Genomic DNA, 22,039 nt, shown 5'->3' on the forward strand with positions numbered 1-22,039 from the left:
ATACATTGTGGGGCTTATAGCCTTTGATTTTTGATGGGAGTTTAAAGCCCTCGGATAATGATTAAATGGCATGTATTGATAAATTTATTATTGGTCAACTGATTAGTTGCTGATTACTTTGTGAGTTACACCTATTTAATAAATGGAATTAGCGTGTCGACTTTAGAAAAAATCAACATCTTTGAAGTTTCATAAAAGACAAAAGGGATTTTGAAGCTAATTCGGAATATTGAACAGAATCAAATAGAGGAGAAATTGCAAAAAATATTGCGATGGGTGCTCGATAGAGGTCTTCTTATTATAAGCTTTATTGCATTTGTGGGAGTTATAATTGAAGTGGGTTTTAAGCTAGACCCAATGGTTATAGACTATATCCACCTTTATTATCTCATTTGTATATTTACATTTATACTTACGATATTTTTCAGGCTTTCGTTGGCTCTTTTAACAGGCAACTTAAAGCGGCAAATTTTAATATCGGAGTATTTTTTATTTGCTGTAATGCTGGTAATCTTACTTTTTCAATTGTGGGTGCCAGATGGTGAAGAAAGTAAGTTAATTGTTGGTAATATAGTTTCTGACTTAGCTATCATTCGATTTAATGTTATTATTCTATTCATAATCGAAATTTCAAAAAAATCACTTCAGTTTCAAAAACTTGATCTCAATCCTGCGCTTTTATTTACCGGTAGCTTCTTGTTGCTAGTGCTTATTGGTACATTACTTTTAATGTTGCCAAAGGCTACGCCAAATGGTATATCATTGATCAATGCATTGTTTACGGCTACCAGTGCGGTTTGTGTAACTGGGCTAGCCACATTAGACACCGCCAATGATTTTACTCATTTTGGTCAGTTTATAATACTTATTCTCATACAGGTAGGTGGCCTTGGAATTATGACCTTTACTAGTTTCTTTGGTTTTTTCTTTAAAGGAGGCTCTAGTATTGAAAATACTTTATTCATTCAGGATTTTATCAATGAAAAACGAATGAATAAAATTGTTACTACCACATTGAAAATCATTGGGTCTACGCTTCTGATGGAGTTTTTAGGTACTGTATTTATATATTTTATTGTTAGAGATGATATGAAAGGCCCAGGTGAGGCAGCTTGGTTCTCTGCGTTTCATTCTATATCTGCTTTTTGTAATGCGGGGTTCTCTACGCTTTCCAATGGTTTGTATCATCCGCTAGTAAGAACAACCTACTCTTTACATATTGTGATTGCTGTTTTAGTCATTCTAGGAGGTATTGGTTTCCCTGTTATTTTTGACATATATAATGCTGTGAAGTATTATCTTTTTAACAAGACGCAGCAGATTGTCAGCAACGGAGAATACAGGCACAGGGGCAGACACTTAACTGTACATACAAAAATTGTTCTTGTGACATCAACAGTTTTATTAGTTGCAGGCTTTTTTACCTATCTGTGGGCAGAGCAAAATAATACCCTTGCAGGACTGAGTTGGTCTGAAAAAATTGCTGTTTCTATTTTTGGAACTGTAACTCCTCGAACGGCAGGTTTTAATACTGTAGATATGGGGAGCTTGGCGGTGCCAACTATCTTGGTCTACCTCATTTTAATGTGGATTGGTGCATCTCCAGGTTCTACGGGCGGAGGGTTGAAGACTACCACTTTTGCAGTAGCAGTACTCAACACTATAAGTATAGCTAAGCATAAACAAAGAGTAGAATTGTTTAGGAGGGAAATTAGCAATAGTTCTGTTAAAAAGGCCTTTTCAGTTATTATTATGTCTTTTTTAATTATAGGTTTATCTGTGTTTTTTGTAATGTTATTTAACCCAGAATTACCTTTAATTTCAGTTGCTTTCGAATGCTTTTCGGCTTTTAGTACTGTAGGGTTAAGTTTAGGTATTACCGGAGATTTAAGTATGTTGAGTAAAATAGTAGTCATTATTACTATGTTTATTGGTAGGGTTGGTACACTTACAATTCTTATTGCGCTCATCAGAAAAGCAAAATCTCACACTTATCAATACCCTTACGAGAGTGTATTTATCACATAAGAGAATTTATTAACCATGAATTATATAGTAATAGGATTAGGAAATTTTGGTTCTACATTATCAATAGCCTTGACGGAAATGGGCTTTGAGGTAATTGGTATTGATAAGGACATGGAGAAGGTGAATGCTTTCAAAGATAAAATAGCTCATACCATGCGTATGGACTCTGGAGATAGAGCGGCTATGGAAAACTTGCCTTTAAAAGAGTGTGATGCTGCAATTGTTTGTATAGGCGAAGATTTTGGGGCTTCTGTATTGGCTACAGCAACCTTAAAAGAGCTGGGGGCTAAAAAAATTATTGGTCGATCTATATCAGAATTGCACCGTACGGTCATTGAAGCTATAGGTGTGCAAGAGATAGTAAGCCCTGAAAGTGAATCTGCCACTCGTTTGGCTAAAAGATTGCAGTTGAAAGATGTAATTGATTCATTTGAAATTTCCCCGGAATATAATATTCTGGAAATAGAATTGCCAGAAAGGTATGTTGGTAAATCTATAATAGAGTGTGACTTCAGAGCAGAGTATAATCTAAACGTGATTACTATAATCAGGAAGTCGCGAAACAAGAATTTATTTGGCAAAGAGTCTTGGAAAAAGAAAGTGCTGGGAGTTGTATCTCCCGAAACAATATTAGATACAGGAGATATCTTGGTAGTTTTCGGTAGCAATAGGGATATCCAGCGTGCGTTCGAAACCAATGTGGGCTAAAAAAAATTGAGGGAGGGGAATATTAACACCTCCCACAAATTATCTATTATAAAGTTGGCACCACTTTCTGAGTAGATCCGCATGGCTGCTCTTCAGTTCATTTTCTTTTAAAGCCCACTGCCAATTGCCTTTATTGGAAGATGGTGTATTCATTTTGCTTTTTTCATCGAGGCCTAAAATATCTTGGGCAGGTATTATGGCTATGTTAACTACAGATGTATATAGCATTTGAGTAAATGCTAGATGTACGTTTTTCTTGTTTAATTTTTTGCCTAAATACTCATCGATTCTTCGTCTTGTAGTTTTGTCTGTGTCTTTTTTATACCATCCCACTAACGTATTGTTATCATGGGTGCCAGTATATCCAATGTAGTTTTTATCGAAATTATGCGGTGCATGATCAGCGGTGCTGATGTCATCTCCGAATCCAAATTGGAGAACTTTCATGCCGGGTAAACTGTAGCGGTCTCTTAGTTCGTGTACCTCTTCATTGATGTCTCCCAAATCTTCGGCTACCAATGGTAAATGAGGGAATTTAGATTTTAGCGTATCAAAAAAATCAAAGGCAGGTCCCTTTTCCCATGCGCCATTAACAGCAGTTTTTTCGCCAGCCGGCACTTCCCAGTATTCTGAAAATGCTCTGAAATGATCTAAACGGAGGAGGTCGTAAAATTTTAAATTTTTGCCTATACGCTTAATCCACCATTCATAATTGGTCTCTTTTAATACTTGCCAATTAAAAACAGGCATTCCCCATAATTGTCCTGTTTTACTGAAGTAGTCTGGTGGAACACCAGCTATTCCTAAGATTTTTTTATTGGTATTTAACTTAAATAATTCAGGGTTAGCCCATACATCTGCAGAGTCATAACTGACATAAAATGGTAGGTCGCCAAAAATCTTTATGCCGCGCTCATGTGAATACTTTTTTATTTCATCCCATTGCTGGTGAAATGCATATTGCTCCCATTGAATTCTTAGTAATTCCTCTTCATTGTTTTTCTCTATTGTGCTAATAGATAAAGTCTCTCTATCTCTATATTTATTAGGCCACTTATGCCATGGTTTATTTTTGTGACTTTGCTTTATAAAGCAGTAGAGTGCATAATTACGAAGCCAATAAGATTCATTCTTTATAAATTCATTAAAATGGGCATGATTGTCTAAATTGTTTTTTTTGAAATTATTAAAGGCAATGCTTAAAAGCTGTTTTTTGACTTTTACTGCTTTTTTATAATCTACCCGAGACTTTGATTTGCTTCTGCATTTATTTATATCCTTTTCGCTCAATAATCCTTGAGAGGCTAGAGTCTCAGGGCTGATGAAAAGTGGATTGCCTGCCATTGCCGAATATGAACTATAGGGTGAATGGCTCTGTGCAGCTTCTGTTGGGCTCAATGGTAATATTTGCCAATACGACTGACCCGCCTGATGTAAAAAATCAATAAATTGCTTAGCCTTGGGGCCTAGGTCACCTATATAAAACGTTGAAGGTAATGAAGAGATGTGCAGTAAAACGCCTGCCGCTCTCTTCATTTTATGGTCACAATCATTCATCATTAGACGTTTTTGTTAAAATTGGATGTTTTAGTAAAACCAATGACCTACCTTGAACAGTAATGGAGTCGCCTGCAATATATTCGTTATGACTATCATCAATATAGGCATCGAATGTATCTAATACTTTAATCCATTTTTTGTGGTATTTGCCTTGAGGCAATTGGTAGGTGATATTATCATGATGAGCATTAAACATTATATAAAATGAATCATCAATTATTTTTTCACCTTGCGTTCCTAATGATCTAAGGCCATGACCATCTAAATAAACACCCAGGGATTTAGCGTAATCAGTGTCCCAGTGCTCATCAATCATTTCACTGCCATCAGGTAAAAACCAAGCAATATCTTCTACTCCTACACCCTGTATAGATTGTCCCTGAAACCACCTTCTTCTGCAAAATGAAGGGTGTTTTTTTCTTAACTGGATTAATTTACGGGTGAAATCCAAGAGTTCCGTATCGCCTTCAGCCCAGTTTAGCCAAGATATTTCATTGTCTTGGCAGTAAGCATTATTATTTCCTTTTTGCGTGCGAGCTAATTCATCTCCTGCTACTATCATAGGTACGCCTTGTGATAGAAAGAGGCTGGCCATGAAGTTGCGCATTTGTTGTTTTCTTAACTTTAAAATGTGTGTGTCTTCAGTTTCTCCTTCTATGCCGCAGTTCCAAGACCTATTGTGGCTTTCTCCATCTTTATTATCTTCTCCATTGGCTTCGTTGTGCTTATCGTTATATGATACCAGATCATACATGGTGAAGCCATCGTGAGCAGTAATAAAATTAATACTTGCCGTAGGTCTTCTATAGTCGCCTTCATATAAGTCAGGGCTCCCGGTTATTCTTAAAGCAAACTCACCAAGCATGCTATCAGCTCCACGCCAGTAGTCACGCATGCAGTCACGAAATTTGGCATTCCATTCGCCCCATTCCGGAGGGAATTTGCCTACTTGATATCCTCCTTCTCCAATGTCCCAAGGCTCAGCAATTAATTTTACCTGTGAGATGATCGGGTCTTGATGTATAATGTCAAAAAAGGCACTTAACCGATCAACTTCGTGCAATTCTCTTGCTAATGTAGATGCCAGGTCAAATCTAAATCCGTCAACGTGCATTTCTGTAATCCAATACCTTAGGCTGTCCATCATTAGTCGAAGTACATTGGGTAAGTTTGCATTTAGGGTATTGCCGGTGCCAGTATAATCCATATAGTACCTGTTGCTATCACCCATATCGCCCATTAGTCTGTAGTAGGATGCATTGTCTATTCCTCTAAAAGATAGAGTAGGGCCCATGTGGCTTCCTTCACCAGTGTGGTTGTAAACTACGTCAAGAATAACCTCTATGCCTGCTTGGTGTAGGGCCTTCACCATTTCTTTAAATTCAATTACCTGTTCTCCTAGTACTCCGCTGCTACTATAGCGTGTGTCTGGCGCAAAGAAGCCAATGGTGTTGTAGCCCCAATAGTTGGTGAGGCCTCTTTCTGTCAAATGCCGGTCAGTAATAAAATGATGCACAGGCATTAATTCTATGGCTGTAATGCCCAATTTTTTTAAATACTCTATGGTGGCAGGGTGACCAATGGCTTTATAAGTTCCTCTTATTTCTTTCGGAATGTCAGGGTTTAAGTAAGTGAAGCCCTTTATGTGAGTTTCGTAAATGATGGATTTATAATAAGGAATGCCCAGTTGTGAGTCTCCCCCCCAGTCAAACTCGGGGTTTATTACCACGCTCTTTGGTATAAAAGGAGCGCTGTCTATATGACTATAGCTCATATCTTGAGCTTCATTACCTATTTCGTAGCCAAATAGTGCATCATTCCACTCTATTGTTCCTGCAATGGATTTTGCATACGGGTCTATCAGCAGCTTATTAGCATTGTACCTTAATCCATTTTCAGGGTCATAAGGCCCATGTACTCGGTATCCGTACAATTGACCGGGTTTAATATTGGGTAAATAAACGTGCCACACGTGATGAGATCGTTCCAGCATGTTTATTTTTATTGTTTCTGTTTCGTCATGAATAGAGTTAAATAAGCATAATTCTATTTTGTCAACATTGTCTGCGTACAGAGCAAAGTTGACTCCGTTGCCATCCCAAGTGGCGCCTAATGGATAAGGCTTGCCAGGGTAAACCGTAATATTCATAGTTTGATTTGGAGTAAGGGTAAAATCACTATTTGCCATCGTGGAATTTTTCATATCATCATTAGTGCTTAAATCATGCTAAATTTTTATATTTTATTGTAAAATATGGATGAATGTATTCTTTCTGTTTTTTTAGGCTGTTTTTGATTGGCGATTAAGAAATATACTTCATTTAAATATGTTTATGTGTATATTTTGTGAGTATTAAATGCACGAATTAGCGAGGAGATATGTCTACAGTGAAAACTGGCATCCGTATTTTTTAATTTATAATCTGCTTTTGGTGCAAAAAATAGCCTTCTTCATTCTTTTTTTTGATGGCATGTATATTGTCAGTCTTATAGGTATATCTAACCAATTTTATTCATGCACTTTAAACCTAAAAATGTAGGCGCTCAAATAAGGTCCGATGGCAAATGTGAGTTTACCGTCTGGGCGCCCCTTCAGCACAATGTAGTCTTAGTTGTAAACGATCAGGAGTTTGGTCTTGAAAAAGATCCTTTCGGATATTGGTCAGTAACCTTACCTAATGTAGAAAGCGGAAATAGATACTTCTATAGGCTCGATGATGATAAGCTGTACCCTGATCCTGCCTCACTATCTCAACCTGAGGGCGTGCATAAAGCGTCAGCGGTTGAAACTTTAGATTTTGAGTGGAATGATAAAGGTTGGAAGGGCATACCTATGAGTGAAATGATTATTTATGAGCTTCATGTGGGTACATTTTCTGAGGAAGGAGATTTTAATGGGGTGATAAGTAAATTACCTTATTTAAAAGATTTAGGAATCAATACCATTGAATTGATGCCCATAGCACAGTTTCCGGGACATCGAAACTGGGGCTATGACGGTGTTTTTCCGTTTGCCGTGCAAGACTCTTACGGAGGAGCTCATGGGCTAATGACTTTAGTGGATGCAGCACATAAAGAAGGTATAGCTATAATTTTAGATGTTGTTTATAATCACCTAGGGCCAGAGGGCAACTATTTAGGGGCTTATGCTCCCTTTTTCACAGAAAAGTATAAAACATTTTGGGGCAGTGCTATCAACTTTGATGATGCTTATTGTGATGGTGTACGGAATTATTATTGGCAAAATGCACTGATGTGGCTCAATGACTTCCATATCGATGGGCTAAGGTTAGATGCGGTTCATGCTATTTGGGATTTTGGTGCTAAGCATTTTTTGTCGGAACTATCTAATAAGGTGAGCTGCCTAAAGGAGGATGGAGTAGAGAAGGTGTTAATAGGGGAGTGCGATCTTAATGACCCTAAATATATAAGGCCTGCCAAGGAGGGAGGTTATGGTCTTTCTGGGCAGTGGATAGATGAGTTTCATCATGCATTGCATGCGCAGATAACGGGCGAGGTCAATGGCTATTATGAAGATTTTGGTGGGCTCGAGCCAATAATGAAGGCTATAAAAGATTCATATGTATTTACTGGGCAGTATTCTTCACACAGAAAGAAAAATTTTGGAAAGTATGTAGGTGATTTAGCGTATGGGAATTTCGTAGTGTTTTCTCAAAACCACGATCAAGTGGGTAATCGTTTGTTGGGCGATCGATTGACCAAAACTTTGAATTTTGAGCAGCTTAAATTAGCTGCAGCTGTGGTGCTGCTTTCGCCACATGTGCCAATGTTATTTATGGGGGAGGAGTATGCTGAAGAAAGGCCGTTTCAATATTTTATTAGCCATACAGATAAAGACTTGGTACAGGCGGTGCGTAATGGTAGGAAAGAAGAGTTTAAGCACTTTGACTGGGATGGGGAAATTCCTGATCCTCAGAGCGAGGCCACATTTAATGATTGTAAGTTAGGCTGGAATATTGATGATGCAGCCTCTTCTCTTCTCTTGAGTTACTATAAGACATTGATCGCTTTTCGTAAGAAAATCAAGCTTTCGGCATTACAGGAGCGTAATCAGCTAAGCGTTGAGCAGCTCAGTTCTGGGTTATTAAAAGTTGTATTTACTACACCTGAAGGTAAATACACTGTACTCTATAATTTTAATGGTAAATCAGCTGTTTTCAAAGAGGCTGAAAACCTTATTGTTCAGTTGAACTCCAGTGCCTCACAGTGGGGAGGTGTGTCTAATAATTTACTTACACAAAATGCTGATGGGCTGTTGGTGGCTCCATATGCTGTTGTTGTACTTACCACTCAAAACTTATTATGAATATACCTCTTAGTACTTATCGCGTGCAGTTGCATAAAGATTTTAACTTTAAAGATTTATCTGCAATAATTGAATATTTGTCTCTTTTGGGTGTGAATGCTATTTATGCCTCACCAATATTTATGGCTACACCGGGTAGTACTCATGGGTATGATGTGACCGATCCGCATGTCATTAATCCTGAGCTAGGTAGTATCGAGGAATTAAAAGCGCTCTCTCTCAAGTTAAAGGAGAATGGTATGCTTTGGATACAAGACATTGTGCCTAACCATATGGCTTTTAACCCGCACAATAAGATACTCATGGATGTACTGGAAAGAGGTCCCATCTCAGAGTACTATAATTATTTTGATATTAACTGGAGTGATGCAAAATGTCCAGAAAAAGTAATGGTCCCTTTTTTGGGGAGTGATTTGAAAAGTTGCTTGGATAAAGCGGAGGTGAAATTAGAGCTAGATCAAACTGGCTTTTATATTACATATTATGATTCTCGATATCCTCTTTCTTTGCCTGCATATGATTATTTACTGCATGTTTTTAGGGGAAATGGGCATACAGAAATAGCTGAAGCTTTAGCTAAGTTTATAGCGCAGGCTAATGTCCATTGTTCTTATGATGCATGGAATACTTATAAAAAACTGTGGCTTACACAGGTTAGTGTAGTTGAAATGACCCCTTTAATAGAACAGGTTAATGAGGATAAAAGTCTGTTGAATGCATTGTTAGCAACGCAATATTATAAGTTGACTTATTGGAAGGATACGGAGCAGCAAATTAACTATAGGCGATTTTTTACTATCAATGATTTAATCTGCCTCAGCATGGAGAAAGAAGAGGTTTTTGATAATTACCATTCTCTGGTTTATAAGCTATATGCCGAAAATATAATACAAGGGGTGAGGATCGATCACATTGATGGCTTAAGATCTCCTGTTGAGTACCTCAAGCGCTTACGAAGTTTGCTGGGCGAAGATGCTTATATAGTGGTTGAAAAAATTCTTGAATCTGATGAAATGATTTCACCTAACTGGCCTATACAGGGCGAAACAGGATATCAATTCTTGACCAAGGTAAATCAGCTTACTGCAAACCAGCAGGGTGTAGAGGCGCTTAAAACCTTTTATCATTCGCTGCCTACCGCATTTTCTAATTACTCCCAATTGGTTAATGACAATAAATGGACAATGTTAAAAAAGTATATGGGCGGAGAATGGGATAACCTGACCGATTATTTTTTTGACCTTCAGATAGACCATAATTATGATAAGGCAAAAATAAAAGAAGCTCTTGGAGCCTTAATGGTGGCCTTTGAGGTATATCGAATTTATCCGGAAGAATTTCCTTTAGAGGGAGCTAATTATACTTATTTAAAAGAAGCTTTAAATGAGGCAAGGCATAAGCATAATGCGTTAATACCTGAGTTAGATTTTTTAGAGGCATTATTTTTAAAGGCTGAGTTAAGTGAAGCTCATTATAATAGGGTGAGGTTGTTTGTCAATAGGCTTTCTCAGTTTACAGGTCCATTGATGGCCAAGGGTGTGGAAGATACCACATTTTATAATTATCATCCTTTATTGTCCCTTTCTGAGGTTGGTGGAGACCCGCAAGTCAGTGCTATAAGCGTAGATATGATGCACGAATTTGTTTCAGCAAGAAAGCAGGACTTCCCGTATGCTATGAATGCTACCAGCACTCATGATACTAAAAGAGGTGAAGATGCAAGAATGAGGCTTAATAGTTTAAGTGGTGAGGTTTCGGAGTGGACTGCTGTAGTTGATAAGCTTTTTGAATATTATGAGCCTGAAAAGGGTGAATTTCCGCAGTTGAACGATCAGTATTTTATATATCAGTCTATAATAGGGGCTATACCTGAAGGGTTAATAGTTAATGATGTTTGGGTAAATAGGCTGAGCGATTATGTGGTGAAAGCTTTAAGGGAAGGCAAGCGAAAAAGCAATTGGGAAGAACCGGATAGTGCATATGAAGCTTGTTGTAAATCTTTCATAGAGCAATTATTAAAGCAACAAAGTTATTTTATGCAGCTTATTAGGCCTTTAATGAAAAGCGTTTTACCCGGGGCACATTATAAAAGTCAAGTGCAGGTGTTGCTTAAGCTTACCCTGCCGGGAGTGCCAGATGTTTATCAAGGTTGTGAAGTGATGAACCTCAGCTTTGTTGATCCTGATAATAGAAGGTCAGTAGATTATCTGTGTTTGAAAAAAATGCTTAGCGAGCTTATGGAGAAAGAGAAATTAGGAGTCAATGCTTTGTTTGATTTTTGGAATAATAATGAGGATTTGGCCGTGCGTAAGCTGTATTTAACTTATAAGTTACTTCATTTAAGGCAGCAAAACCCAGAGCTTTTTCTGGAAGGTAAATATTTACCATTATTAATTGGAGAAGGCGTGTTTTCGTTTATCAGAAAGTATAAAAACGAATGGCTGGTAGTAGTAACATGTTTAGACGCCTCATTTGAACTACCCGAAAATCTAGATTTAAAATTACCGGAGAAATCACCATATCAATGGAAAAATATCTTAACTAACGAATTTTTATATGCCGATAAACCTTTAGAGCTCAGAGCTGTATGTGGCGAAATAAAAATGGCCGTTTTGGTAGGGGCTAATGCTGTGGCTAATTGAGTTTGTATATCCTTAACAAATACTTATGGAGACCGTAAAATAGGATATAACTTATAAAACCAACAACATGAAATATAATACATTAGGAAATACAGGTCTTGTAGTATCAGAGTTATGTTTTGGTACAATGACTTTTGGAGGACAGGGCTATTGGGAAAATATAGGAAAACTACAACAGCAAGAAGCTAGTGACTTAGTTAAGGCTGCTATTGATTCGGGAATAAATTTTATAGATACGGCAAATGTTTATTCTTACGGAGAATCTGAAAAGCTATTAGGTAAGGCGCTTAAAGATTTAGGTATAGCACGAGACCAAGTGGTGTTAGCTACAAAGGTAAGGGGTAGAATGAATGATAATTTAAATAGTGTAGGTCTATCGCGCTACCATGTATTTAATTCAGTAGATGCTAGTTTGCAGAGGCTTCAGTTAGATCATATAGATGTATTGTATGTGCATGGCTATGATCCGCTAACTCCTATAGAGGAAATAATGCGCACTCTCAATGATATCGTAAATACGGGTAAGGTGAGGTATGTAGCCGTTTGTAATTGGCCGGCTTGGTTGGTGATGAAGGCATTGGCTATTAGTGAAAAGTATGGCTGGCACAAGTTTATAGGCATGCAATATTATTATTCAATTGCAGGTAGAGATATCGAAAGGGAGATTTTACCTCTGGCAGAAGATCAAAACTTGGCAGTAATGCCATGGAGTCCATTGGCAGGAGGATTTCTATCTGGTAAGTATACCCGGGAGAAGGAGAAAGCCGGTAATTCCAGAAGGGATAATTTTGACTTCCCTCCTGTGGATAAAGAAAGGGCCTACGATATTGTAGATGTGCAGAAGGCAATAGGTGATAAGTATGGTGTTTCAGCAGCTGAAATAGCTCTGGCATGGGTGAGGCATAACCCTTTAGTGACTAGTACTATCATTGGAGCTAAGAATACTGATCAGTTGAAATCCAATGTGCATTCTACGAAAATTAACCTCTCGGAAGAGGAGATGGCACAGTTAAATGAAGTTAGTATTCCGATAAAAACCTATCCGGGATGGATGGTTGACCGCCAATCTCAAGATAGAGTATTAAATAAATAAGGCGTATTAGGTATAAAATAGAGCCGGCAGTGATGTCGGCTTTTTTATTGTTAAATTCTGTTAAGGCATTGTCATTAAAGGTGTCATTGCCTAAAATTGAGTCTTACTTAATTTCTCCTAAAAATGATCCAGTTTAAAAAATATGTAACCTTATTTAGTTTAATGATGATGGCCGCTTCTTGTGATCAAGCCTCAAAGCTTGAAAATGAGATGGCTGATGATTCATTTCATAAAATCCCTAATGATGCAATTATGCATCCTTATGAAGATAATAAAAGTAGAGTACACGTAAGGTTAATGGGGCCTAACAAAGAAGTGGAGCATGAAGGGGATTACCTAAACGAGCAAAAGGAAGGGGCTTGGATAACTTACCATTACAATGGAGCCATAAAAGAGATTAATAATTACGATAAAGGAGTTTTAGAGGGCGTTCATATTGAATCTTCAGAATTAGGGCAAATTACTTTAAACTGCTTTTACCATAATGGATTACTTAATGGCAGATACCGAAAGTTCAAATCCAATACTATTATAGAAGATAAAAATTACAGAAATGGCAAAATCCAAGGAGCTGTAAAATTATATTATCCCAACGGCACATTAATGGAAGAGAGTTTTTACAGAAACGGAATTCGTGATGGTGAAGCCAAATGGTTTGATCGGGAAGGTAATGTTTCTATTGAGTATTTCTATAAAGAAGGAAAGCGAGTGAATGGCAATTGAGACATAATGTCTTGATTCTTCACTTATTTAATTAAAATAATGACATTTAGTCTTCTTTTTGTGGTGTATTTGTTTTGGTATAGCAGTTGATATATTGTTGGTGTAATTAAAATTTAAATTGTTAAACCAAAAACACGGAGGTAATTATGACACTTATGAGAAGATCTAATGATTTATTTCCCACTTTTTTTGATGATTTTTTGTCGAGAGATTGGTTTAATGACTCACGATTTAATACCACGCTGCCGGCAGTAAACATTTCAGAAAACGAAAATGCTTTTCAAGTAGAAATGGCGGCTCCAGGTATGAAGAAGGAGGACTTTAAAGTGGAGTTAGATAATAATTTACTCACTATATCTTGCGAGCAAAAAACGGAAAAAGAGAGTGAAGATGTACATAAGTACGCAAAAAGAGAGTTTAACTATCATAGTTTTGAACGATCTTTTACTTTGCCAAATACGGTAGTAGGAGAGCAAATAAACGCGCAGTACATTGATGGTATTTTGAAATTAAACATACCTAAAAAAGAAGAAGCTAAAACTTCGCGATTGATTGAGATCAAATAATGTCAATTGCAACACATCTATACTAGGGGCAGCAAATGCTGCTCCTTATTTTATTTTGGGGTTTAACATTTTTTAACATATAATTTAAACTATCCAAAATCTCACAGCGTATTTACATTACAATTCTGGCATGGTATTCCCATGTTACCTCATGAACTGAGTTGTCGTCCTTTTTCACAGGATTTTTATTAATGTAAAAGGTTAAAAATATGAAGAAATTTAGTGCGTTAATGTTAGCTGCTGTTATGGGTAGTGCATTAACATTAGGAACTGTAGAAGTCTTTAAGTTAAATAACAGTCAGGCCATACAAGTACAGCATGTAGCGGGAGCTCCTGTAGTAAAGGCCATGTATACCAAAAATGAAAATGGTGAAATGGTACCGATGGATTTTACTGCCGCAGCAGATAAAACCATGGAGTCTGTGGTTCATATCCGCTCTACCTCCTCTGGCAGGTATTCGGGGCAGTCACAACAGCGTATACCTCAAGATTTAAGAGATTTTTTTGGCCCCTATTTGCGTCAAGACAATAGGGCTATGAGGCCGCAAGTGGCTACTGGTAGTGGGGTAATTATTAATAAAGCGGGCTACATTGTAACCAATAACCATGTAATAGCTGATGCGGAAGATTTAGAGGTTACACTTCATGACAATAGAAGCTATAAAGCTAAAGTGATAGGAACAGACCCAACAACTGATATTGCACTTATAAAAATAGAGGAGCAAAACCTTCCCGCGCTTTCATTAGTGAATTCTGATGATGTAAAAGTTGGCCAGTGGGTGCTGGCAGTGGGAAATCCTTTTAATCTTAACTCTACGGTAACAGCCGGTATAGTAAGTGCAAAAGGTAGAAGTATTGGCATTTTAGCTGAAAATAATGTGCGAGACAGCTTAAATACAGCTATAGAGTCTTTTATTCAAACTGATGCTGCTGTTAACCCGGGTAATAGTGGAGGAGCTTTGGTTAATTTAAATGGTGATTTGGTAGGTATTAATACCGCTATCGCCAGTCCTACGGGAGCATATTCTGGTTATTCGTTTGCTGTGCCCGCAAATATAGTAAGTAAGGTGGTGGAAGATTTAATTGAATATGGCGCAGTTCAAAGAGGCTGGTTAGGCGTGCGCATCAATGATGTAACTAGTGATTTTGCGAACGAAAATGGGCTGGATTTATATTCTGGAGTGTTTGTAGCGGGCATTGACCCTGCTAGTGGAGCTAAAGATGCGGGAGTTAAAGAAGGTGATGTAATAGTAAAGGTCGATGGCAGAAAAATAATTAATACCGCTCAGCTGATAGGGTATATAGGGAGTAAAAAACCTGGGGATAAAGTAGCACTGACTGTAAATCGTAGCGGAGAAGAAAAGACCTATGATGTGACTTTGAAAAACAGAGAAGGGAATACCAAAGTAGTGAAGAAAGAGCATGAAGAAGTTTTAGTGGCACTAGGAGCTCAGCTCGAAAATTTAGATAACAAAACACTTAAAAAACTGGGTGTTTCATCTGGAGTGCGTGTGGCGTCTATTGGTAACGGCAGAATCAGGAAATACACAGATATGCGTCCCGGATTTATTATAACTAAAATTGATGGTAAAGAGGTGGAATCGAAAGAAGATGTGGTAAAAATATTAGACAATAAAGAAGGAGGTGTGCTCATTGAAGGAATTTATGAGGACATGTCTGGAACATATTATTACGGATTGGGTTTATCTTAATGTAAACAGTGGATGAAGTTCTCTTTAAAACCGTGTGAAATACTTACAATTAGTTATCCGATTAATTAAAAAAATCGTATACTTATAAAGAAGAAAAGATCCTAACCAATTTTGGAAGCTTATGAAAAGACTTTTTAAAAAAGGAGAGCGTGTTAGAAACAGCAGAGATGGGAAAGTGATGGAAGTCCTTCAGTACATCAAGAATAAGAGCTCTTACTTAGTCGAGTGTGCATGGTTTGACCTAGAGAAAAAGGAAATGAGAACCTACACATTAAGGCAAGACAATTTATTGAAAGCAAGTTAAACACATAGCCCCGGATAATATCCGGGGTTTAATTTTTTCTGCCCTATAGGGCGTGCTTCTTTCTTTATTTTCACTGCATTATCTGTACTTTTGTGGTGTATCAAAATAGCACCATTATCAAAAAGTTTGACATACCCGAATATTACCGATCCTCTATCACCGGTAAAGTGAAAGAAGCCAGACGTGTTATGGATCCTCGTAAAAAAGATTTTGCGCCTACTGAATTAGATTTCGGCCCTGTTAAGTTTTATATAGCACGCCACTTTGGCTTTTGCTATGGGGTAGAGAATGCTATTGAAATAAGCTATCGTGCTATTGAAGATAACCCCGATAAAAATGTTTACCTCTTAAGTCAGATGATACATAACCAAGAGGTAAATAAAGACTTGCAAAGTCGAGGTATCAAATTTATTATGGATACTGATGGCACCCAATTTATTCCTTGGTCAGACCTCAGTGAAAATGATATTGTGATCATTCCTGCTTTTGGTACCACATTAGAAATTAAAAAGATTCTTACAGATATTGGCATTGAAATACAGCAGTATAATACTACCTGTCCTTTTGTAGAAAAGGTGTGGAAAAGGTCTGCCAAGCTTGGTGAAGATGAATATACCATTATTATTCACGGCAAGCATAATCATGAAGAAACCAGAGCCACTTTTTCGCATAGTGCAGAAAAGGCAGCTTCTGTTATTGTTAAAAATTTGGAAGAAGCCAAAATCCTTGGTGAAGTAATAAAAGGCAAAATTTCTAAAGAGGAGTTTTATACTTTATTTGAGGGGAAATACTCTGAAGGATTTGATCCTGAAATTCATTTTGAGAAGGTAGGAGTGGTGAATCAAACAACTATGCTTGCCACAGAAACGCAAGAAATTGCAGACTATGTGAAGCAGGTGATGGTCGATGTATATGGAGAAAATGATTATAAAACTCATTTTGCTGACACCAGAGATACTTTATGCTATGCTACTAATGATAACCAGGATGCTACATATGGCTTATTAGAGTTGAATGCTGATTTTGCCATAGTAGTAGGAGGTTATAACAGTTCTAATACCTCTCATATTGTGGAACTCTGCGAGCGAAAGTTTCCATCTTATTTTGTGAATTCACCCAACGAAATAAAGTCAGAAAAAGAAATACATCATTTCGATTATGTCAATAAGAAGCTTAACGAAAGCCAAAACTGGCTGCCAGAGAACCGGCCTTTAAAGGTGGTGTTAACCAGCGGAGCTTCATGCCCTGATACATTGGTAGATGAGGTGATGTTAAAGGTGCTATCTTATTTCCCAGAAAGTAAATCGGTAGAAGAGGTGCTAAGCCAATTTGATGTAAAGTAACAACCTTAGACGAAGCGTGTTAATAATAAACTAGCCTTTTGGAACATAAGGCTTTGTTATCAATAAAAGCGTTTTGTAAAGAATGAATGTAGCATATAAAAAGTTAGTAAGAGAATTAGGGAGACATAAAGCGGAGTATATCTTTTTTATTGTATCGTTATTAATACCTGCTTTAATATGCTTTTTTTCATTAGATATTTTTCTGGAGCTTACTGCCAGAATGAAGGCTAATGAGCTTGTTGATTTTGATGATACAATAACTAACTTCATGTATAGGTTCAGAAATGATACCAATACGTTTTTAGTGCGCTGTATCACTAACTTGGGTTCAGTTAACGCTTATTTAGTTATAATTCCTATCATAGCCGCACTGTTATATTTTCGTGGGCATAGATGGAAGTTGTCAATTCAGGCTACTCTAGTGCTAGTTTCAACATCACTAATTAATATAGGTATCAAAAACTTATTGGTAAGGCCACGGCCTATAGAAGATATGCGGCTGGTTGTGGCGCACTCTTATAGTTTTCCTAGTGGGCACAGTATGAGTGCTATGGCATTTTATGGCTTCTTGGTTTACCTCACCTTTAATTATATGAAAAACACTTCGCTCAAGGTCACTTGTCTTATTCTTGAAGTGTTTTTGATTTTCGGAATTGGTCTGAGTAGAATTTACTTGGGCGTGCATTATCCTAGTGATGTATTAGCTGGCTTTATAGCGGGGTTGTTTTGGCTAATTATTTGTATTGTTGTTTTTAATTTGATTAACTTTTATAGGGAAAGAAGGAGAAAAGCACTTGTAAGTAATTAATGAAATGAGCCAGTTATGGAAAGTATAGGGATTAATATTTGGTCAACTCTATTAGCAGCCATTGCAAGCTTTATTATTGGAGCCATTTGGTACGGCCCTTTATTTGGCAAAGCATGGCTTAAAGAAAAGAAGCTTACCAATCAGGAATTAAGTAAAAGAAGTGTATCTAAAATTTTTGGGATCTCTCTTATTCTTCAATTGATAATAGCTACCAACCTTTCTGTTATTCTTCATGGGCTCAGCATACACGAGGGCATTCTTTATAGCTTGTGGGTAAGTATATGCTTGGTGGCTACTGTGTTAGGTATAATTTACCTTTTTTCGAGAAACAGTCTAAAATTATGGTTCATAGATGCATTGTATTTTATAGTAGTATTTGTAATAATGAGCATTATTATAACGGCATGGCCATAATGCTCACTTCAGAAATGCTTAATTACCCTCTATCTACCAAGAAGAATATATACCATCCATAAGCAATAAGGAAAAATAAACCTTCCCATCTACTAATCACTGGTTTTTTGCCAATAACTACAGCAAGTATAAGAGCCGTGCTGGCAGCAATGATCATAAAAATATCTGCATTGCTAATAACATCATAAGGAATAGGTTTCATAGAAGCGCTTAACCCTAAGATCCATAGCAGGTTAAAAATATTGGAGCCTACCACGTTGCCCACTGCAATGTCGGTATCTTTTTTATATGCTGCCATAGCAGATGTGATTAACTCGGGTAAAGATGTGCCTATCGCTACTACTGTAAGGCCTATAAAACCCTCACTCATGCCCATGGCACTAGCTATTTTTATAGCCCCATCTACCACCCATATTCCACCAAAATATAGGCCTGCCATACCTATAATAATATAAATTATAGATTTTGGTAGTGGCATTAACTTAAATTCATCAGCGCTATATTCTCCAGAACGTTGCTTAGAGATGATATAGACATAGCCCATAAATAGTACAAAGAAGAATAGTAGAATGAAGCCATCGTACTGACTAATGATAAAGTCATTAGACTTGCCAAACAGCGAAGCATTGGCTAAAAAGCCTACCAGCAAAGTGGCGGTTAGTGAGAATGGTACTTCAATAAAATATGTATTTTTATTAATTGGAAGGGGGTTAATAATAGCGGCAACTCCAAGAATTAAAAGTATATTGGCCACGTTGCTTCCCAAAATATTACCGACTCCAATGTCAGGGCTATCGTTATAACTGGCAATAAGGTTTACTAATAGTTCGGGTAAGGAAGTACCAAAAGAAACAATGGTGAGCCCAATGACAATACTTGAGATGTTGAATGTTTTGCCAATAGAAGTAGCTCCTTCTACAAGTAAATCAGCACCTTTAATTAAAAATATAAACCCAATTATAAACAGGATGTAAACCAACATATAGACGTAATAGCGTGTGTTTCGAAAATAATATATTTTGCCAATTGATTAACAAAAATGTATACTTTTTGATTAAAGAAGAAATGTAAATTATGTAGCAAAGCACATACTTACTTTATTCTTCAGTATTTTTACTTAAGCATAGAGTGCGTTATATTCGTTTTTTAAAAGCTATGAAGCCTTCATTCGTCTATATAAAATAGATGAAGTTATTTTAGGATAAGAACTATATATGGAAATATTTAACTCATATACGGCAGTGATTACTATCTCGATTATAATAATCATGTCATATTTTTTCAATATCATTTCGCAGAAGACCAATATTCCAAGTGTGTTGTTGTTGGTTTTAAGTGGTGTTATTATAAAACTTGGGCTGGGCTATTTTGGCATTACCACGGGAGATGTGCTCTTTCAAATCTTAGAGATATTAGGGATTGTAGGGCTTATAATGATTGTGTTGGAGGCTTCTCTTGACTTGGAGCTTACGTGGGAAAAGTGGCCATTAATATGGAAGTCATTTGTAGTAGCGTTGATTTCGCTGGTGGTATGTTCATTCATCATCGCAGGGTTGATTCAATATTTTATAGGGATGAAATACCTCACTGCATTGCTTTATTCTATACCTCTTTCTATAATGAGTAGTGCCATAGTCATACCATCGGTAGGTGAGCTAGGTGATGACAAGAAAGAGTTTATGGTTTATGAAAGTACCTTTTCTGATATTTTAGGGATTATGTACTTCTACTTTTTAGTAGGAAACCTAGATAACACTAATGTTAAATCCGTGGTGTGGGATGTTATTTCTAATATTTTTATCACCATAGTGCTTTCAATATTTATCAGTTATGCGCTGGTTTTGGTTTTTCAAAAAGTAAAAACGCAGGTTAAGTTATTCCTTTTAATAGCAGTATTGCTGCTTTTATATTCTATTGGTAAGCAATTTCATTTGTCGTCATTACTCATCATATTAATATTTGGCTTAGTATTAAATAACCATAAGCTGTTTTTCAGAGGTAAGCTAAAGAAGCTTCTTCATACCCCTTCGCTAAATAGTATTCTTAATAATTTCCATTTAGTTACCATTGAGTCAGCCTTTGTGGTTCGTACTTTCTTTTTTGTGATTTTTGGTTTAACCATAAACCTTCATTCATTATTAGATACCAATGTGCTGATCATTAGCCTTTCTATTATAATAGTGCTTTTAGGCATACGCGCTTTGGCGCTAAGGCTTTTTAAAGGGAAAAACCTGTTGCCTGAAATATTTATAGCACCAAGAGGGTTAATTACTATATTACTGTTCTTTGCTATACCAGAAGAGTTGCAAACAGATTCTTTCAGTGCAGGAATTTTACTTTATACCATTTTAATTACCAGCGTAATTATGGCTATAGCTTTAATATCTAGCGGAAAACATATTGAACCTGTTGAGGCAGTAAAATTAGCCTATTGGAATGAGGTGGATAAGGAAATAGATTCTATTCCTCAGCAAGATAAAAATAAAGCTGTGGCAGATAAACGAGATAAGAAAGAAGAAGATGTTCAGTAAAACTACATTGCGAGTGATAGCAATAATGCTAGTGATTTTGATGCTGGTATGGATGCTAGCCTGGACATTTGATTGGATATAAAAAGAAAAGCGGCCTATTAGGTCGCTTTTCTTTTATCTTTTATAATGCTTCAGCTTCGTAAGCGAACATTTCTCCGCCATAAACCTTATTGTAGCTTATTTTTCCAAGCTCTTTGTCAGTCCCATCTGCTCCTATTAGTGAGTTAATTGGGGTGAACCAATAAAAATGGCCATCCACTTTTGATCCAAAGTTAACACCTAAATGCCCTGTGGTAGAAACAGGAATTTCATACTCATACTTAGCATCTTGTACTCGCTCTATTAGCACCACTCTTCTTTTTGAATGAGGTGGTACAGTTACAGTTGATGAAATTTGGTTAGTTACTACATGTGATTCTGATCCTCCACCTGAGGCACTTACGCCTACCGATACATCTATAGTTCCTTCTGAAATTAATGGGATACCTACTTTTCCTCCCACTGATACATTTACAGAGTTGGTAACTGACCAGTTGGAGGTAGTTCCACTTTGATGGCTTCTAGATAGGGTATGCGTATCAGTTTCATCAGAGTAGTTATAAAGTGTATAATCATACACCACCTTCTGCTCATCAGACTGATTAGTAACTGTAATGGTAGGGTTGCCAGACTCGATGTAGGCAAAATAACCATAGCGATCAGTTATTGTAGGGTCTGGAGCACTGAACTTTCTTTCGCTATTAAGGCTCAATCCATCAGGAGAATGCCCGAATTTAGCGCTAACTAAATCTTTTAAGCGATGTTCGTTAAATCCGAGGCCATTTAATTGATCAAAAGTGAGCTTTTCGTGGATGCCAGAGCTCTGAGTCTTAGCCACCTTGGCATTAAGAGTGCTTGCATTAAGGTTTTCAAGTTTGGTCCAGCCATTAGCTAGCATTTCTTCTGTGGAGGAGAAGCCCAACACACTGATGTCTTGTTTTTCATCAGATACTTCCACTGATGGTTTTGCTGAATTAAAAACTTCGTGCTCTTCTTCACACGCAAACATTCCCATAATAGCGGTAGCTATAATGGCTTTTTTAAAAGTCAATCTTGTTGACATGGTTTTAGGGTTTAGGTTGAAAAATTAATTTATAGACTATGGTTCAATAATCTATTATGCCAAGTTAGGAAACATGTTTTGAACATAAAAAAATACAACTATGATGTGCTTATACCGCAGGTGAAATCTATTACAGGATAGATGTAGTTTGATTGGGAGCGTCTGGGGTGTGCCAACA

Annotated in this window: 17 protein-coding genes; 13 read left to right on the forward strand and 4 right to left on the reverse strand. The window is 37.0% G+C overall.

The annotated features are described in order from the left end of the window. Positions 1-255: 255 nt before the first annotated feature. Together ACXACQ_RS05245 and ACXACQ_RS05250 are read left to right on the forward strand one after the other, a co-directional pair. Positions 256-2,028 (forward strand): TrkH family potassium uptake protein, encoded by a 1,773-nt coding sequence (locus ACXACQ_RS05245; RefSeq protein WP_474974881.1) that lies wholly within the window; start codon positions 256-258, stop codon positions 2,026-2,028. 15 nt (positions 2,029-2,043) lie between these two features. After that, a complete protein-coding gene (locus ACXACQ_RS05250; protein ID WP_474974882.1) occupies positions 2,044-2,736 on the forward strand; it encodes a potassium channel family protein in 693 nt (230 codons plus the stop codon). Between the two features lie 39 nt (positions 2,737-2,775). On the opposite strand, the gene malQ is transcribed toward ACXACQ_RS05250, so the two are convergent. Together malQ and glgX are read right to left on the reverse strand one after the other, a co-directional pair. Next, complete coding sequence (gene malQ, locus ACXACQ_RS05255) at positions 2,776-4,296, reverse strand: 4-alpha-glucanotransferase (protein WP_474974883.1); 1,521 nt, start codon at positions 4,294-4,296, stop codon at positions 2,776-2,778. Beyond that, positions 4,286-6,499: a glycogen debranching protein GlgX gene (gene glgX, locus ACXACQ_RS05260; RefSeq protein ID WP_474974884.1), complete on the reverse strand. Its 2,214-nt coding sequence runs from the start codon at positions 6,497-6,499 to the stop codon at positions 4,286-4,288. Before glgX ends, malQ begins: the two co-directional genes overlap by 11 nt. A 312-nt stretch (positions 6,500-6,811) precedes the next feature. Here glgX and treZ point away from each other — a divergent pair, with 312 nt between their 5' ends. The 10 genes from treZ (at position 6,812) to ACXACQ_RS05310 (ending at position 18,228) form a co-directional block, all read left to right on the forward strand. Next, positions 6,812-8,623 carry a malto-oligosyltrehalose trehalohydrolase gene (treZ, locus tag ACXACQ_RS05265; RefSeq protein ID WP_474974885.1) on the forward strand — a complete coding sequence of 604 codons (1,812 nt, stop codon included), beginning with the start codon at positions 6,812-6,814 and terminating at the stop codon, positions 8,621-8,623. Beyond that, complete coding sequence (gene treY / locus ACXACQ_RS05270; RefSeq protein ID WP_474974886.1) at positions 8,620-11,265, forward strand: malto-oligosyltrehalose synthase; 2,646 nt, start codon at positions 8,620-8,622, stop codon at positions 11,263-11,265. The genes treZ and treY overlap by 4 nt, the downstream gene beginning before the upstream one ends. A gap of 67 nt (positions 11,266-11,332) precedes the next feature. Beyond that, positions 11,333-12,358, forward strand: coding sequence for an aldo/keto reductase (locus ACXACQ_RS05275; RefSeq protein WP_474974887.1), 1,026 nt, complete (start codon positions 11,333-11,335; stop codon positions 12,356-12,358). A 123-nt stretch (positions 12,359-12,481) separates the two neighbouring features. Then, on the forward strand, positions 12,482-13,081 hold the full coding sequence (locus ACXACQ_RS05280; RefSeq protein WP_474974888.1) for a toxin-antitoxin system YwqK family antitoxin: 600 nt from the start codon (positions 12,482-12,484) through the stop codon (positions 13,079-13,081). Between the two features lie 155 nt (positions 13,082-13,236). Then, positions 13,237-13,647: an Hsp20/alpha crystallin family protein gene (locus ACXACQ_RS05285; protein ID WP_474974889.1), complete on the forward strand. Its 411-nt coding sequence runs from the start codon at positions 13,237-13,239 to the stop codon at positions 13,645-13,647. A gap of 209 nt (positions 13,648-13,856) precedes the next feature. Further along, positions 13,857-15,359, forward strand: coding sequence for a Do family serine endopeptidase (locus tag ACXACQ_RS05290; RefSeq protein WP_474974890.1), 1,503 nt, complete (start codon positions 13,857-13,859; stop codon positions 15,357-15,359). A gap of 121 nt (positions 15,360-15,480) precedes the next feature. After that, the gene (locus tag ACXACQ_RS05295) at positions 15,481-15,663 is read left to right on the forward strand and encodes a hypothetical protein (RefSeq protein ID WP_474974891.1); all 183 of its coding nucleotides are present in this window, start codon (positions 15,481-15,483) and stop codon (positions 15,661-15,663) included. 95 nt (positions 15,664-15,758) lie between these two features. Beyond that, positions 15,759-17,006 carry a 4-hydroxy-3-methylbut-2-enyl diphosphate reductase gene (locus ACXACQ_RS05300; RefSeq protein ID WP_474975040.1) on the forward strand — a complete coding sequence of 416 codons (1,248 nt, stop codon included), beginning with the start codon at positions 15,759-15,761 and terminating at the stop codon, positions 17,004-17,006. A gap of 82 nt (positions 17,007-17,088) precedes the next feature. Then, complete coding sequence (locus ACXACQ_RS05305) at positions 17,089-17,814, forward strand: phosphatase PAP2 family protein (RefSeq protein ID WP_474974892.1); 726 nt, start codon at positions 17,089-17,091, stop codon at positions 17,812-17,814. 15 nt (positions 17,815-17,829) lie between these two features. Next, on the forward strand, positions 17,830-18,228 hold the full coding sequence (locus tag ACXACQ_RS05310) for a DUF1761 domain-containing protein (protein ID WP_474974893.1): 399 nt from the start codon (positions 17,830-17,832) through the stop codon (positions 18,226-18,228). Positions 18,229-18,250: 22 nt separating this feature from the next. On the opposite strand, the gene ACXACQ_RS05315 is transcribed toward ACXACQ_RS05310, so the two are convergent. Next, positions 18,251-19,210, reverse strand: coding sequence for a calcium/sodium antiporter (locus ACXACQ_RS05315; protein WP_474974894.1), 960 nt, complete (start codon positions 19,208-19,210; stop codon positions 18,251-18,253). A gap of 286 nt (positions 19,211-19,496) precedes the next feature. Between ACXACQ_RS05315 and ACXACQ_RS05320 the strand changes: the two genes are divergently transcribed. Continuing rightward, positions 19,497-20,759 carry a cation:proton antiporter domain-containing protein gene (locus tag ACXACQ_RS05320; protein WP_474974895.1) on the forward strand — a complete coding sequence of 421 codons (1,263 nt, stop codon included), beginning with the start codon at positions 19,497-19,499 and terminating at the stop codon, positions 20,757-20,759. Between the two features lie 121 nt (positions 20,760-20,880). On the opposite strand, the gene ACXACQ_RS05325 is transcribed toward ACXACQ_RS05320, so the two are convergent. Beyond that, a complete protein-coding gene (locus ACXACQ_RS05325) occupies positions 20,881-21,861 on the reverse strand; it encodes an ETX/MTX2 family pore-forming toxin (protein ID WP_474974896.1) in 981 nt (326 codons plus the stop codon). Positions 21,862-22,039: the final 178 nt, after the last annotated feature.

Source organism: Fulvivirga sp. AWR4_260 (assembly GCF_056158185.1).

Excerpts from the sequence above, each read along its gene's own strand:
- treZ (WP_474974885.1), top strand. The coding sequence starts at position 6,812 with ATGCACTTTAAACCTAAAAATGTAGGCGCTCAAATAAGGTCCGATGGC.
- ACXACQ_RS05315 (WP_474974894.1), bottom strand. The coding sequence starts at position 19,210 with ATGTTGGTTTACATCCTGTTTATAATTGGGTTTATATTTTTAATTAAA.
- ACXACQ_RS05285 (WP_474974889.1), top strand. The coding sequence starts at position 13,237 with ATGAGAAGATCTAATGATTTATTTCCCACTTTTTTTGATGATTTTTTG.
- glgX (WP_474974884.1), bottom strand. The coding sequence starts at position 6,499 with ATGAAAAATTCCACGATGGCAAATAGTGATTTTACCCTTACTCCAAAT.
- ACXACQ_RS05290 (WP_474974890.1), top strand. The coding sequence starts at position 13,857 with ATGAAGAAATTTAGTGCGTTAATGTTAGCTGCTGTTATGGGTAGTGCA.
- ACXACQ_RS05250 (WP_474974882.1), top strand. The coding sequence starts at position 2,044 with ATGAATTATATAGTAATAGGATTAGGAAATTTTGGTTCTACATTATCA.
- ACXACQ_RS05325 (WP_474974896.1), bottom strand. The coding sequence starts at position 21,861 with ATGTCAACAAGATTGACTTTTAAAAAAGCCATTATAGCTACCGCTATT.
- ACXACQ_RS05280 (WP_474974888.1), top strand. The coding sequence starts at position 12,482 with ATGATCCAGTTTAAAAAATATGTAACCTTATTTAGTTTAATGATGATG.
- ACXACQ_RS05305 (WP_474974892.1), top strand. The coding sequence starts at position 17,089 with ATGAATGTAGCATATAAAAAGTTAGTAAGAGAATTAGGGAGACATAAA.
- ACXACQ_RS05310 (WP_474974893.1), top strand. The coding sequence starts at position 17,830 with ATGGAAAGTATAGGGATTAATATTTGGTCAACTCTATTAGCAGCCATT.
- malQ (WP_474974883.1), bottom strand. The coding sequence starts at position 4,296 with ATGATGAATGATTGTGACCATAAAATGAAGAGAGCGGCAGGCGTTTTA.
- ACXACQ_RS05320 (WP_474974895.1), top strand. The coding sequence starts at position 19,497 with ATGTCATATTTTTTCAATATCATTTCGCAGAAGACCAATATTCCAAGT.
- treY (WP_474974886.1), top strand. The coding sequence starts at position 8,620 with ATGAATATACCTCTTAGTACTTATCGCGTGCAGTTGCATAAAGATTTT.
- ACXACQ_RS05275 (WP_474974887.1), top strand. The coding sequence starts at position 11,333 with ATGAAATATAATACATTAGGAAATACAGGTCTTGTAGTATCAGAGTTA.
- ACXACQ_RS05295 (WP_474974891.1), top strand. The coding sequence starts at position 15,481 with ATGAAAAGACTTTTTAAAAAAGGAGAGCGTGTTAGAAACAGCAGAGAT.